The following is a 16,096-nucleotide window of genomic DNA, read 5'->3' on the forward strand; positions in this document are numbered from 1 at the left end:
TCTAGCTCACCTCTCGATTCATCCGGCGCAGCGCGGGTCGGCGCGAGGGCGCCAGCTGCGGCCAGCGGGCGGCGAGCTCGGCGACGGTGGCGGCCTCGAACATCACGCGGATCGGGACCTCGACGCCGAGCACCGCCCGGATCCGGCTGGTCAGGCGGGTGGCCAGCAAAGAGTGCCCACCCAGGGCGAAGAAGCTGTCGTCGATGCCGACCCGGCCGACGCCCAGGATCTCGGCGAACAGCTGCGCCAGCGTCTGTTCCCGCTCGGTGCACGGGGCGCGATACTTGCTCGCCGACAGCCACTCCGGGGCCGGGAGCGCCGCGCGATCGAGCTTGCCGTTGGCGGTCAACGGGACCGCGTCGATGACCATCACCGCCGTCGGCACCATGAAATCGGGCAGACGCTCGGCCGCGAACCCCCGCACCTCGGCGGGCAGCAGAGTGTCCTGCGGGTTGTTGGCGTAGACGGCGGGATCACCCACTGTGGCCGCCGGTATGTAGACGCCGGTCAGTGCGCGCCCCTGTGCGGTGTCGGCCTCGAGGAAGACCGCGTCCATCCGCCCCGGCTCCGCGGACCAGGTCACGGCCGTGGTGTAGCCGAGCTTCTGGCCCAGCGTGTGCAGGTCCTCGGGCAGCAGACCCGCGTCCAGCCGGTCGACGATGGCGTCCAGCGTTCCTTCGAAATCGGCGGCGAGCAGGCCGGTTCCGTCCCCGGCGGACGCGGGCGCGCCGGCCCGGATCCGATCGGTCACCGCGATCTGACCGACCAGTCCCGCGTGCGGGATACCGGTGATGCGAACACCGTCGGGATGTCCGGCACGCAGCAGCGCGTGCAGCGAATCGCGGTCGCGGAAATCGACGGCCGGTGCCTCGGCGGCCGACAGCGCCGGCGTGGTCGTGGTGCGCAGCACCACGTCGTAGCGGTAGCGGGTCAGCTCGTTGACGGCGAAACCGCGTTTGAGCCCGATGTCGACGCCGCCGATCCCGAGGTCGCGGGCCAGCGCGAGGAAGTACTCCGGCGCGAGCAGCAGTTCCTTCTCCGCCGCCATGTCGCGGCGGACCCGTTCCTCGACCAGGACGGGGTCCTCGCCGCCGTTGCGGGTGACCTGCACGGCGGTCGTGAACGGTTCCAGCAGCGCCAGATTGCGGACATCGCCGACGAAGATCGCGCCGCCGGGCGCCAGCAATCCGAGGATCCGTTCGAGAACCCGGCGCAGGTAGCGTTCGCCCGGGAAGTATTGGACCACCGAATTCAGCACCACGGTGTCGAAGTAGTGCCGCGGCAGCCCGTCGGTGTCGTCGGCGGCGCGGACACTCAGGAAGACCCGGTCCGCGAGGTCGGCGTCGAGGGCGTTCACCTGGCGTTGCAGCGTGGCGATGGTCGCGGCGGAGAGATCCGCCGCCCAGTATTCGGCGCAGTCCGGGGCCACCTGCGACAGCAGCAGCCCCGAGCCCACGCCGAGTTCGAGCACGCGTCCGGGTTTCAGTTCCCGGATGCGGTCGACGGTGGCCGAGCGCCACTCCCGCATCTGCTTGAGCGGAATCGGCGCGCCGGTGTAGCTGCTGTTCCAGCCGCCGAAGTCCTGGCCGAATCCGGGCTCGTCCGCGGCCGATTGCGGGCCGCTCGCGCTCGCGGCGGAGTAGAGGTCGTCATACATACCCCGCCACTGCCCGACGATTTCGTCCTCTCCGAGGACCGGACCGGATCGGTCGGCGACCACGTACCCGACCAGCCGGGTGCCGCCGATGTCGGCGGCGTGCGCGACCACTACCGCCCGCGATACCGAAGGATGCTGCGCCAGCACCGCTTCGACCTCGCCGGGTTCCACGCGGAAACCGCGGATCTTGACCTGATCGTCGACCCGGCCCGCGAACTCCAACTGCCCGTTCGCGTTCCAGCGCACCACATCACCGGTCCGGTACAACCGGCCGCCCGGGTCGTACGGGTCGGCCACGAACCGCGCCGCGGTCAAGCCCGCGCGGCCGTGATAGCCGCGGGCCACCTGCGCACCGGCGACATACAGTTCACCGGCCACGCCGACCGGCACCGGGGACAGCCACGAATCCAGCACGTACACCCGCGTATTCGTCCGCGGCACACCGATCGGCACGGCACCCTCGTGCGCGCCCGCGGCGTAGTCGGTCACACACGCGGTCGTCTCGGTGGGACCGTAGCCGTTGATCACCCGCGCTTCGGGATATTTCGCGGTCAGCCGGTGCACGACAGCCGCCGACAGCTCCGCGCCACCGGCGATGATCGCGCGCAGACTCCGCAGCGGCTCCCCCGGCTGCGCTTCGTCGTGATCGAGCAGCGCCGACAGCATGGGCGGTGTGGCGAACATCTTGGTCACCGCGCGGGTCTCGATCAGGCGGCTGAGCTCGCCGAGGTCCGAGCGCTGTTCGCCGGCCAGCACCACGGTGGCGCCGCCGGCCAGCGCGGGCCAGATCTCGTAGGTGGAGGCGTCGAAGGCGATCGAGGTGTGTACCAGGACCCGATCCGCGGCGCCGGCCGTCCACGCTTGGGCGACCAGGTTCACCACGTTGCGGTGTGTCACCGCAACGCCTTTCGGCACGCCGGTCGATCCCGACGTGTAGATCACATACGCCAGATTGTGCGGCAGCGCGGCGGGTACGACCCGCTCGCCGCCGAGCTGGCCCAGGGCATCGATGGGCAGGAGTTGCGCTGGTGGACAAGGCAACTGGTGCGCCGTCGCCGAATCGGTGACGACGACGACCGGTGCGGCATCGGTCAGCACGAACGCCAGCCGCTCCGCGGGGTAGGCCGGGTCGATCGGCAGATACGCGCCACCCGCCGTGAGCACACCCAGCAGCGCGACGATCAGGTCCGCGGTCCGCGGCAACGCGACCGCGACGATGCTGTCGGGACCCACCCCGCGCGTGCGCAACGCCCGCGCGAGCCGGTCGGCGCGGATGCCGAGTTCCCCGTAGGTCAACTCGGTGTCACCGCAGATGACCGCGACCGCCTCCGGCGTCCGTGCGGCCTGCGCCCGGAACAACCCGAGCAGGGTGTCCTCGGCGACCTCGGTGGTGGTCTCGTTCCACCGCTCCAGCACTCGCCGGCGCTCCTCGGCGCCGAGGACGTCGATCGACCCCACCGGCAGTTCCGCGGCCGCCACGACCTGCCGCAGAATCCGCACGAATCTTGCCGCCATCGTCTCCACCGTGGCCCGGTCGAAGAGTTCGGTCGCGTACTCGACGAACCCGACCCAGGGGTCCCCCGGCGGGGCGTCGGCGATATTGAAGAACAGATCGAAGCGCGCGGCCGCGATCGAGGCGTTGTAGGACTCGAAGCGCACGCCCGGCAACTCCAGGGTGGGCAGCGCGTTGTTCTGGAACGCCAGCGACACCTGGAACAGCGGATGATGCGCCGCCGAGCGCGCCGGGTTCAGCAACTCGACCAGCAGCTCGAACGGGACGTCCTGATTCTCGTACCCGGCCAGCGCTTTCGCCCGGACCTGCGCGAGCAGTTCGGTGAACGAGGCCGCCGGTGCGACGGCCGCGCGCAGCACCCAGGTGTTGACGAAGAAGCCGACCAGATCGCTCAGCGCGTCATCGGTGCGCCCGGCGATCGGGGCGCCGATCGGAATGTCTTCGCCCGCACCGAGTTTGGACAGCAATACCGCCAGGGCCGATTGCAGCACCATCGACACCGTCGCACCCTCGCGGGCGGCCAGCCGTTCGACGGCCGTGCGGATCTCGGGTGCGATGTCGAACAGCACCATGTCCCCGCGATAGCTCGCCACCCGCGGCCGCGGCCGGTCGGTCGGCAACCGCAACTGGTCGGGCAGGCCGTCGAGTTCGGCGCGCCAATACTCGAACTGCCGCGACAGCACGCTGTCCGGATCCGTTGGCGCGCCAAGGAACTCCTGCTGCCACAAGGTGTAATCCACGTACTGGACGGGCAACGGCTGCCACCGGGGTGCCTGATCGGCCAGGCGCGCCGAGTACGCCGTCGCCAGATCCCGCAGCAGCGGGCCCATCGACCAGCCGTCACCGGCGATGTGGTGCACCAGCAGCACCAGCACGCAATCGTCGGTACCGCAGCGGAATACCGTGGCGCGAATCGGGATCTCCGCGGTCAGATCGAACCCGTACCGCATGGCCGCGTTCAATGCCTCATGATCGGGCGCCGGGCGGTCCAGATCGGTGACTGTGACCGGTATTTCGACACTCGCCGCGTCCAGCACCCGCTGGGCCGGGACGCCGTCGGCTTCCACGAACACCGTGCGCAAGCTCTCGTGCCGGGCGATCACGTCGCCGACCGCCGCGCGGAACGCCCGCGCGTCGAACGCGCCGCGCACCCGGACCGTCAACGGCATGTTGTAGGTCGCCGAGGGGCCCTCGAGCCGGTGGATGAACCACAGCCGCTTCTGGGCGAACGACAGCGGCAGCACCGCCGGACGCGCCCGCACCGAGAGTGCCGGGCGCACCAGCACTTCGGCGTCCAGACGCGGCGCCAGCTGCGCGACGGTCGGCGCGTCGAACACGGTGCGAATCGGCACCTCGATGCCGAGCACCACGCGAATGCGGCTGGTGAGCCGCGTCGCCAGCAGGGAATGCCCGCCCAGGGCGAAGAAGTCGTCGTCCAGGCCGACCCGGTCGAGTCCGAGGATCTCGGCGAACAGGGCGGTCAGGACCCGCTCGCGCTCGCTGTCCGGCGCCCGATACTCCCGCGCGGACGCGAAATCCGGGTCGGGCAGCGCGTTCCGGTCGAGCTTGCCGCCGGCGGTCAACGGCACCGAGTCCAGCACCAGCACCGTCGCGGGCACCATGAACTCCGGCAGCCGCTCGCCCGCCCAGCGGCGCACATCGGCGGCCAGCAGACCGGCCTGCGGGTTGTTCGCGTATGCGCCGGGCAGGCCGGGGGTGGCCGGTGCGCGATACACCTCGGTCAGGGTGCGGCCCCGGAGCGCGGCGGGGTCGACGAACACGGCCTCCATGCACCCGGGTTCAGCCGACCACGTGACCGCCGTCGTGTACCCGAGTTCGCGGCCCAGGACATACAGGTCCTCGGGCAGCAGGCCCCGCCCCGCGCGGTCGGGGACGCCCTCGAAACCGACCCCGGCGAGGCCGGTGCCGGGGCGGCCCGCCTGAATGCGCTGTGTCACCTCGATCTCGTCGGTCAGTCCGATGTGCGGGATGCCGGTCACCCGGAGGCCCTCGCGATGCGGAGTCCGCAACAGCGTGCGCAACCAGTCGCCGCCGCGGAACGCGGCACTGGGTGCGGCCGCGACCGAGAACGGCTGGGCCGGGGACTTGCGCAGGACTACGTCGTACCGGTACCGCGTCAGCTCGTTGACCGCGTAACCGCGCTTGAGCCGGATGTCGACGGCGTCGAATCCGCTTGCCGTGCGGCACAATCCCGAGAAGTACGCCGGTGCGAGCAACAGTTCCTGTTCCGCCGCGATGTCACGGCGGACCCGGTCGCCGACCGCCCGCGGGTCCGCATCGCCGTTGCGGCTGACCTGTACGGCGGTCGTGAACTCCTCGAGCAACGCGAAGTTGCGCACGTCGCCCACAAGGACCGCGCCGCCGGGCGCCAGCAGCCGCTCGACCTGGTCGAGCACGGAGCGCAGATAGCCGTGACTCGGGAAGTACTGGATCACGGAGTTCAGCACCACGGTGTCGAAATAGCCCTCCGGCAGGCCGCCGGTGTCATCGGCCGCCTGCGCGCGCAACACCACCCGGTCGACCCAGTCCGCGCCCAGCGTCCCCAACTGCCGGTGCAGCGCGGTGATCGTCGCGAGCGAGAGATCGGTCGCCCAGTACTCGGCGCACTCCGGCGCCACCTGCGAGAGCAGCAGACCCGATCCCACGCCGATCTCGAGCACCCGCCCGGGGTTCAGCTCGCGGATCCGGTCCACGGTCGCGGCCCGCCATTCCCGCATCTGTTCCAGCGGAATCGGTTTCCCGGTGTAGCTGCTGTTCCAGCCTTCGAATCCCGCCCCGAACTCATCGGTGGCCGCGAGGTCGGGCTGGGCTTCGTCGGCGGCCGAATACAGGTCGTCGTAGACGCGGCGCCACTGCCCGACCAGCTCGTCCTCACCGACCGCCGGACCCGAGCGGTCGGCGACGACGTAGCCGGCCAGCTGCTTGCCGCCGGCGCCGGTGTCGCGGGCCACCACCACGGCCCTGGACACCGATGGATGCTGTGCGAGAACGGTTTCGACCTCGCCGGGTTCCACGCGGAAGCCGCGGATCTTGACCTGATCGTCGACCCGGCCCGCGAACTCCAGCTGCCCGCACGCCGTCCAGCGCACCACGTCTCCGGTGCGATACAACCGGCCGCCGGTCGCGTCGAACGGATCGGCCACGAACCGCGCGGCGGTCAGGCCCGCGCGGCCCTGATATCCGCGCGCCAGCTGCGCGCCGGCCACATACAGTTCGCCCGCGACGCCGATGGGTACCGGCACCAGCCACGAATCCAGCACGTACACCCGGGTATTGGCCACGGGCGCACCGATCGGCTCGGCCGCGCCCGGCGCCTCGTCGGCGTCGGCGGGCACCGCGAAGGTCGTCACGTCGACCGTTGCCTCGGTCGGGCCGTACAGGTTGTCGATCCGGACCGCGCCGAAGCTGGCTTCGATCGCGTGCACCAGGGCCGCGGTCAGAGTGTCGGCTCCGGTATTCACCTGCTCGAGGCTCTGGAACGGGTTGCCCGGCAGCGCCTCCGAATGTTCGACCAGCGCCGAGAGCAACGGCGGGGTCGCGAACATCTTCGTGACGGACCAGGTTTCGACCAGGCGGGCGATCTCGCCGGGATCCGATCGCTGCTCCCGCGCGATCACCAGCGTCGCGCCACCGCACAGTGCCGGCCAGATCTCGTAGGTGGAGGCATCGAAGGCGATCGAGGAATGCACCAGGACGCGGTCGCCGGGTTCGATCGACCAGGCCTGGGTCACCAGGTTCACGACGTTGCGATGGGTGATGCCAACGCCTTTGGGCACACCGGTGGAACCGGAGGTGTAGATCACGTAGGCCAGGTCCTGCGGCGTCACCGTGACCGCCGGGCACGGGCCGCCCTCGTCGATGTCGTCGAGGCAGAGCAGCGGTACCGCGGTGTGCGGCAACGTCTTCGCGGCCGTCCGATCGGTCACGAGGACCACCGGTGCGGCATCGGTCAGCACGAACGCCAGCCGATCCGGCGGATACGCCGGGTCGATCGGCAGGTATCCGCCACCGGCCCGCAGGATACCCAGCAGGGCCACGATCAGGTCGGCCGACCGGGGCAGGGCGACCGCGACGAGGGTATCGGGCCGCACCCCGCGTGTGGTCAGGGTCCGCGCCAGCCGTTCGGCGCGGGCTTCCAAGTCCCGGTAGCTCAGCGCGGTGTCCCCGCAGACCACCGCGCTCGCCTCCGGTGTCCGGGCAGCCTGCGCCTGGAACAGCTCGACCAGCGTGGTGTCGGGCACCGCCACGGAGGTGTCGTTCCAGCGATCCACCACCAGCGTGCGTTCCGCTGCGTCGAGCACCTCGATCGACCCGATCGGGACGCCCGGGTCCGCGACCAGCCGGTGCAGCAACCGCACCCAACGCGCCGCCATCGTCGCCACGGTGGCTCGATCGAACAGCTCGGTCGCGTACTCGACGAATCCGTCCCAGCCCGCGCCGGCGGGCCCGTCGGCGACATTGAAGAACAGATCGAACCGTGCGGTCTTGGTCGCGGCCGGCAGAGGCTCGACCTCTACTCCCGCGAGCCGCAGGTCCGGCAGTGTGTTGTTCTGGAAGGCGAGCGACACCTGGAACAGCGGGTGATGCGCCGCCGAGCGTGCCGGATTCAGCAGTTCGACGAGCAATTCGAACGGGACGTCCTGATTCTCGTACCCGGCCAGCGCCTTCCCGCGGACCTCTTCGAGGATCTCGGCGAAGGAGGCGGCGGGCGGCACACTGGTGCGCAGGACCCAGGTGTTGACGAAGAAGCCGACCAGATCGGTCAGCGCGTCATCGGTGCGTCCGGCAATCGGCGCGCCGATCGGAATATCTTCGCCCGCACCAAGTTTGGCCAGCAGTACGGCCAGCGCCGACTGCAGGACCATCGACACCGTGGCGCCCGCGCGCCCGGCCAGCGCCTCGACGGCCGCCCGGATCTCGGGTTCGATCCGGAACAGCGCCATGTCACCGCGATAGCTCGCCACCCGCGGTCGCGGCCGGTCCATCGGCAACCGCAGCTGCTCGGGCAGTCCGTCGAGCTCGACCCGCCAGTACTCGAACTGCTGGGCCAGCACGCTGCGCGGATCCTCGGCCGAACCCAGCAACGCCCGTTGCCACAGTGTGTAATCCACGTATTGCACGGGCAGGGGCTGCCACTGCGGGGCCGCGTCCTCCAGGCGCGCCGAGTACGCCGCCGACAGGTCACGCAGCAACGGCGTCAGCGACCAGCCGTCACCGGCGATGTGGTGGATCAGCAACACCAGCACGACTTCGTCGGCCGCGCACCGGAAAACGTCGGCGCGGATCGGGATCTCCGTCGACAGGTCGAACCCGTATCGCGCGGCCGCGGCCACCGCCGCGTCCAGATCGTCGCCGGCCACGGTCTCCGTGAACGGCACCTCGACGGCCGCGAACACCCGCTGCGACGGCACTCCGTCCACGTCGACGAACACCGTGCGCAGGCTCTCGTGCCGGGCCACGACATCGCCGATCGCCGCACGCAGCGCCGGCACCTGCGCGCCGCGCAGCCGCACCGCCAGGGCCATGTTGTAGGTGGCCGAACGGCCTTCGAGCCGATGGATGAACCACAGCCGCCGCTGCGCGAACGACAACGGCACCACCTCGGGCCGCGGCGCCGCCGACAATTTCGGGCGGACCCGCACGCTCGCGTCGAGGCGGGTCGCCAACTGCGCGACGGTCGGGGCGTCGAAAATGGTCCGGATCGGCACCTCGACGCCCAGGACCGCCCGGATGCGACTGGCGAGGCGGGTCGCGAGCAGCGAGTGCCCGCCCAGTTCGAAGAAGCTGTCGTCCACGCCGACTCGGTCGCGCCCGAGTACCGCACCGAACAGTTCGGCCAGGGCGCGTTCGTGCTCGCCGCGGGGCGCCCGGTACCCGGCCGAGGACACCAGCCGCGGTTCCGGCAATGCCGCGCGATCGAGTTTCCCGTTCGCGGTCAGCGGCACCGAGTCGAGCAGCAGGACCGCCGCGGGCACCATGAAGTCCGGCAGCCGCCCGGCCGCGAAGGTGCGTACGTCCTCGCCGAGGCGGTCGGTCTTGTCCCCGAATCCGGTCCAGCCCGCGCTCGAGCCCGTCCGGTCGGCGACCACGTAGCCGATCAGCTGTTTGCCGCCGAGGTCGGTGTCCCGGGCCACCACGACGGCCTGGGATACCGAGGGATGCTGCGCCAGCACGGCTTCGACCTCGCCGGGCTCGACCCGGAAGCCACGGATCTTGACCTGATCATCGACCCGGCCCGCGAACTCCAACTGCCCGTCCGCGTTCCAGCGCACGACATCGCCGGTCCGATACAACCGGCCCCCGGCCGGATCGTACGGATCCGCGACGAAGCGCGCCGCGGTCGAACCGGCCTTGCCGTGATAGCCGCGCGCCAGCTGCGCGCCCGCCACATACAGCTCACCCGCCACCCCGACCGGCACCGGTGACAGGCCCGAATCCAGCACGTAGGCACGAACATTGGTGAGCGCGGACCCGATCGGCACCGACGCCACCCCGTCTTCGGCCGCCTCGGCGGTGAACATCGTCGCGAACACCGTGGTCTCGGTGGGCCCGTAACCATTGGTGACGCGCACGCCCGCGATCCGGGTCTTCAGTCGCGCCACCAGCCCCGCGGCGAGTTCGGCGCCGCCGGCGATCACCTGGGTCAGGCTCCGGAACTTGGTGCCCGGCACCGCTTCCGCGTCTTCGAGCACCGCCGACAGCAGCGCCGGCGTCGCGAACATCTTGGACACCGACCGCTGCGCGATCAGCTCGGTGATCTCGGCCGGGTCCGAGCGCCGCGCCTCGGCCAGCACCACCGCGCCGCCGCCGATCAGCGCGGGCCAGATCTCGTAGGTGGAGGCGTCGAAGGCCACCGAGGAATGCACCAGCACCCGTTCGCCCGCGCCGGTCGAGAAGGCCTGGGAGGCCAGGTTCAGCACGTTACGGTGCGTGACCGCAACACCTTTCGGCACGCCGGTCGAGCCCGAGGTGTAGATCAGATACGCCAGATTCTCCGGGCGCACCGCGACCGCCGCGCCGGGAACATCCGCGGTGTCGAGCGTGTCCAGGTAGAGATGGGGCGCGGCGGAGTGCGGCAACACGGCGGCGGTGTCGTGATCGGTGAGGATCACGGCCGGGCCGGCGTCGGCGAGGATGAACGACAGGCGGTCCGAGGGATAGGCCGGGTCGATCGGCAGATACCCGCCGCCCGCCTTCAGTACCGCGAGCAGCGCCACGATCAGATCCGCCGATCGGGGCAGCGCGACCGCCACGATCACATCGGGACCCACCCCGTGCCCGATCACGTTCTGCGCGAGCCGATCCGAGCGGGCGTCGAGCTCTCGATACGACAACTCCTCGTCGGCGCACAGGACGGCGACCGCGTCCGGGGACGCCGCGACCCGCGCACGGAACAGCTCGACCACCGAGCCGTGCCGGTCGATCGGCGCGGCGGTGTCGTTCCAGCCGCGCAGCATCAGTTCGCGCTCGGCACGATCGAGGACATCGATGGCCCGCACCCGGGTGCCGGGAGCCGCCACGACCTGTCGCAGGATTCGCGTGAACCGCGCCGCGGTGGCCTCCACGGTGGCCCGATCGAACAGGTCGGTGGCGTATTCGACGAACCCCTCCCAGCCGCCCGGTGCGGCGGCCGGGGCCGCGCCGATGTTGAACGTCAGGTCGAATCGTGAAGTGGCACTGGCGAAAGGCCGGGGATCGACCGCGATTCCGGGCAGTTCCAAGGCGGGCAGTGGATTGTCCTGCAGGGTCAGCAGCACCTGGAACAGCGGATGACGCGCCGCCGAGCGCACCGGGTTGAGCAACTCCACCAGCGACTCGAACGGTGCGTCCTGATTCTCGTACGCGGCCAGGGCCTTCGCCCGGACCTGCGCGAGCACCTCGGTGAACGACGCGCCCGGCGCTACCGCGGTGCGCAGCACCCAGGTGTTGACGAAGAAGCCGACGACCTCGCCCAGCGCGTCATCGGTGCGCCCGGCGATCGGCGCGCCGATCGGGATATCCTCGCCCGCACCGAGTTTGAACAGCAGCACCGCCAAGGCCGACTGCAACACCATCGACACCGTCGCACCCTCGCGAGCGGCCAGCCGCTCCACGGCGCCGCGCGTCTCGGGATCGATGTCGAACAGCACCATGTCACCGCGATAGCTCGCCACCCGCGGCCGGGGCCGATCGGCCGGCAGTGCCAACTGCTCGGGCAGGTCCGCGAGTTCATCACGCCAGTAGTCGAATTGCCGGGCGAGCAGGCTGCCGGGATCGGCCGCCGAACCCAGCAATTCCTGCTGCCAGAGCGTGTAATCCACGTACTGCACGGGCAACGGCTGCCAGCGCGGCGCCCGATCTTCCAGGCGCGCCGTGTACGCCTCCGACAGATCGCGCAGCAGCGTGGTCACCGACCAGCCGTCACCGGCGATGTGATGGATCAGCAGTACCAGCATCCAGTCGTCGGCGCCGTGGAACAGACTGGCGCGGATCGGGATCTGGGCGGCCAGGTCGAACCGGTACCGTGACGCCTCGGCGACGGCCGCGTCCAGGTCGGCGGGATCGATGTCGCGCACCTCGACCGGAACCTCGAGGCCGCCGATGTCCAGAACCCGCTGCGCGGGAACGCCTTCGGTCTCGATGTAGACGGTGCGCAGGCTCTCGTGCCGGGCCACCACGTCCCCGAGCGCGGCCGCGAAGGCGGACGGCTCGACCGCGCCGGTCAACCGCGCGACCAGGGGCACGTTGTAAGTGGCCGAGGGGCCTTCGAGCCGATGGATGAACCACAACCGCCGCTGCGCGAACGACAACGGCACCACCTCGGGCCGCAGCCCCGCCGACAACCGCGGGCGCACCCGCACACTCGCGTCGAGCCGGGTCACCAACTGCGCCACGGTCGGGGCGTCGAACACCGTCCGGATCGGCACCTCGACACCGAGGACCGCCCGGATCCGGCTGATCAGGTGCGTAGCGGACAGCGAGTGCCCGCCCAATTCGAAGAAGCTGTCGTCCAGGCCGACCCGGTCGTGTCCGAGCACCTCGCCGAACAGTCCGGCCAGCACCTGCGCACGCTCGCCGCGCGGCGCGCGATACCGCGCCGAGGAGACCAGCGCCGGGACCGGCAACGCGGCCCGATCGAGTTTGCCGTTCGCGGTCAGCGGCACCGCGTCGAGCGCCAGCACCGCCGCGGGCACCATGAACTCCGGCAGTCGCTCGGCCGCGAACCGCCGCAGTTCCCGACCCAGGTCCACCTCCGCCGGGCGGTCGGCGACCACGTATCCGATCAGCTGGGTACCGGCGGTGGTCTCCCGGGCGGCCACGATCGCCCGCGACACCGCGGGGTGCCGAGCCAGAACGGCTTCGACCTCACCGGGCTCGATCCGGAAGCCGCGCAGCGTGATCTGATCATCGGCCCGGCCGACGAACTCCAGAACGCCCGCCGCGGTCCAGCGCACCACGTCCCCGGTGCGATACAGCCGTCCACCACCGGCCGGATCGAACGGATCGGCCACGAACCGCGCCGCCGTCAAACCCGCGCGGGCCCGATAGCCCCGGGCCAGTTGAGCACCGGCGACATACAGCTCACCGGCGACGCCCACCGGCACCGGCGCCAACCCCGGATCCAGCACGTACACCCGCATGTTCCCCAGCGGCGTCCCGACCGGGCTGCCGCCCTGCTCCCCCTGCCCCGCAGCCAGTTCCAGCCTCGTCACGTGCACGGTGGTCTCGGTAATCCCGTACATGTTCACCAGCGCCGGTCCACCGCCGGTGGACTGCCAGCTCCGCAGATGGTCGGCGTGCAGCGCCTCACCGCCGAAGATCACCAGCCGCAGGGCCGAATCCGGGCGTCCCGCACCGCGTGCTTCGGCCAGCGCGTGAAAGGCCGAGGGTGTCTGATTGAGGACCGTCACGCCCGCGTCCACCACCAGATCCCACAGCTGGGCCGGCGTGCGCACGACGTCCCACGGCACGACCACTAGCCGACCGCCGTGCAGCAGGGCGCCCCAGATCTCCCAGACCGAGAAGTCGAAGGCCTGCGAGTGGCACCAGGCCCAGACATCCGCGGGACCGAACTCGCACCACGCGGCGGTACTCAGGAACAGCGACGCGACGTTGGCGTGCGTGACGGCCACACCCTTGGGCCGGCCGGTGGAGCCGGAGGTGTAGATCAGATACGCGAGGTTGCCGGGCCGGGGCCGGGCGGCCCGGGCGACGGCGGACTCCGCCTCGGCGGCTTCGAGCAGCAGGTGCGGGACACCGCTGGGCGGCAAGCTGTTCGCGGTGGCGGCATCGGTGAGCACCACGGTCGGTGCGGCGTCGCCGAGGATGAACGCCAGCCGCTCCGGCGGATAGGCCGGATCGATCGGCAGATAGGCGCCACCCGCCTTCAGCACCGCCAGGATCGCGACGACCAGCTCCGCCGACCGTGGCAGCGCTACCGCCACCACGCTGTCGGGGCACACCCCGTGCGTGCTCAAGGTTCGCGCCACCCGTTCGGCGCGGGCATCGAGCTCCCGGTAGGAGAGCTGCCCCCCGCCGGACGTCACGGCGACCGCGTCCGGCCACTGCGCGACCCGGTCTTCGAACAGGCCGATCAGGGTCGCCGCCGGGTCGACCGGCGTGGCCGTGTCGTTCCACGTCCCGAGGATCTGGGCACGCCGCGCGCCGAGAATGTCCACCGCGCCGATCGGCGCGGCCGGATCGACTACCGCCTGCCGCAGATAGCGCGCGATCGTGTCGAGGAAGCCGTGCAGGTCGTCCTCGGTGTAGAGCTGCGCGTCGCCCTCGAGCCGCAGATACCCGCCGCGGGTGGCCTGCCGCTCGTAATAGAAGACGATCGAGAGGTCGCCGCTGCTGCCGGCCGAGAAGAGCTGGACGTCGGCGACGCCGTCGTCCATGCGCAGCGCGCCGAAGAAGGACATGACGTTGACGACCGGACCGAAGGCCGCGGCCTTGGCGTTGGGGATCTGCATATCGCGCCGGATATTCGACATCCCGTAGCGCAGATGCGGTTTCGCGTCCGAGACGCTGTCATGGATCCGCTCGGCGAGCTCGCGCAGTGACAGGCCGCTGGTCGAGCGCACCAGCAGCGGGACGGTATCGGAGAGCTGGCAGGGTGTCCGGCGGGCGATGGCGTCCTGGTTGGAAACCGGTATCTGGACGCAGAATTCGTCGCGCCCCGCGTACCGCTGCACAGCGGCCGCCGCCACCGACAGCACCAGATAGGGCAGCCGGACACCGATCGCTGCCGCGGCGTCGAACAGCTCTCGCAGCTCCGCTCCGGAAACCGCACGGGTGCAACCCAAGCGGCCCGGCCGCGCGGTGCGCGCGGCGGTACCGGGCAGCCGCAGCCGCTCGGTCCCGGGCGGGATCCGGCGGCGCCAGTACTCCTGATCGATCGCCTGCCGCTCGCGGCGATACACCTCGTCACTGTCGAGGATTTCGTCGACGCTCACGAAACCCGCGGGCGTGACGGCCGCGCCCCGCGTGGCGGCGCCGTACACATCCAGCACGCGCTGCGCCCAGGTGACGACGCCGACGCCGTCCATGATGATGTGATGGAAACACAGCACCAGTAAGTAATGTCCGGCATCGACTTTCAGTATTGTGACCCGGAGCAGGGCATCGTGGGCCAGGTCGAAACCGAGCTCCCGCTCCCGGGACATATAGTCCAGCGCAGCGGATTTCGAGTCCGACCGGTCGGTGAGATCGAGGTAGCCCGGTTTCCAGGTGCTGATATCGCGCGCGACCTGCACCGGACCGTCGGCCGCGGCGACGAAATTGACTGCCAGCGACTCCGATTCGGCAAATACCTGGTATACGGCGTCGGAGAAACGGCTCGGCTCCAGGTCCGCCCGTATATCGATATACACGATACAGTTGTTGGGAATATCGGACAGCTCGTGTGCCAGCCAGAGTTCTTTCTGGATCGATGTCAGACTGCGCCGGGTCGATTCATTACCGGATTGCATGGTGTATCCCCTCGCTTAGCACCGCGGCTGAGCAGCACGAATCCCGCTCGCCAAACCCCTTGCTGCGATTGCTCCGCCGGCTTCACCCGATCGGAGGACGATGCGGCCCGCATGGCGGACCCCGGATCCTTTGGGCCGCAACACCACTCGCGGCCGGGAAGGCCGAGGCGGGTGCGCCCTGCGTATGTGTGACCTGCAGTGGCCGACCAGGTGCGAATCGGGCAGTCGATCGACTGTCCGTGATGGAGAAGCCCCCGAACCGTGATGCGGCGCACTCGATCAGTATGTCGCAATCAGGGCAAAAGTCGATGAACTACCGCGCGATTCGTTCACCCCAACCGGTAACTATCCAGCTTCCATACCGTTACCCGATCGGGACAACGCCGAATACCGAATACTCGGTTCGCCGGGGAACAGTCGAATATCCGTGAAATCAAATAGGTTTCAGCAAAAACTACGGCCGGGGTTCCGGGACGAAAACCGACCGAAGTTATCTAATGCGGTCACCGATTGGGGTGCGCGCCGACAATGACCGGTGAATTGCGAAGCGGCCCAGGGTAAGGCCAGCCTAATCCGGCAATACCGCCGGTGCCGAGGGTGCCGGTGCGCGGGGTGGTCGGTTCAGGAGAGCAGCGGCCGCATGAACGACCGTTCATAGCGGAGTACACAGCCACTCTCGTCCCGAATCCGGTCGGCTTCGATGAAGTCCGCATCGACTCCGAACCGCGTCCGATACTGCTCGTAGGCCGCCAGACTCGGAAAACTGAACAGCGCCAACGCTTTGTCGCTCGCGCCCTCCCCCGGCAGGAAGTACCCGTGATGGGTCCCGCCGTGCCGATTCACCAACTCGATCCAGCGCCGGCCGAACCGTTCGAAGGCCTCGATCTGCGCGGGGTCGATCACATACTCGACGACACAGGTGATCATGGCCGACCCTAACAATTCGGCCGGCCG

At 70.0% G+C, this 16,096-nt stretch carries 2 protein-coding genes; both read right to left on the reverse strand.

What is annotated here, in order from left to right:
• Position 1: 1 nt before the first annotated feature.
• Entirely contained in the window at positions 2-15,142 is a 15,141-nt protein-coding gene (locus AB0H76_RS19545) for an amino acid adenylation domain-containing protein (RefSeq protein WP_357325448.1), read from the reverse strand.
• A gap of 621 nt (positions 15,143-15,763) precedes the next feature.
• Positions 15,764-16,069: an NIPSNAP family protein gene (locus tag AB0H76_RS19550; RefSeq protein ID WP_357325451.1), complete on the reverse strand. Its 306-nt coding sequence runs from the start codon at positions 16,067-16,069 to the stop codon at positions 15,764-15,766.
• Between the last annotated feature and the right edge of the window lie 27 nt (positions 16,070-16,096).

The organism is Nocardia sp. NPDC050712 (assembly GCF_040654295.1).
Taxonomy (GTDB): Bacteria; Actinomycetota; Actinomycetes; order Mycobacteriales; family Mycobacteriaceae; genus Nocardia.

Coding starts and splice junctions, on each gene's coding strand:
- AB0H76_RS19545 (WP_357325448.1), bottom strand. CDS start 15,142: ATGCAATCCGGTAATGAATCGACCCGGCGCAGTCTGACATCGATCCAG.
- AB0H76_RS19550 (WP_357325451.1), bottom strand. CDS start 16,069: ATGATCACCTGTGTCGTCGAGTATGTGATCGACCCCGCGCAGATCGAG.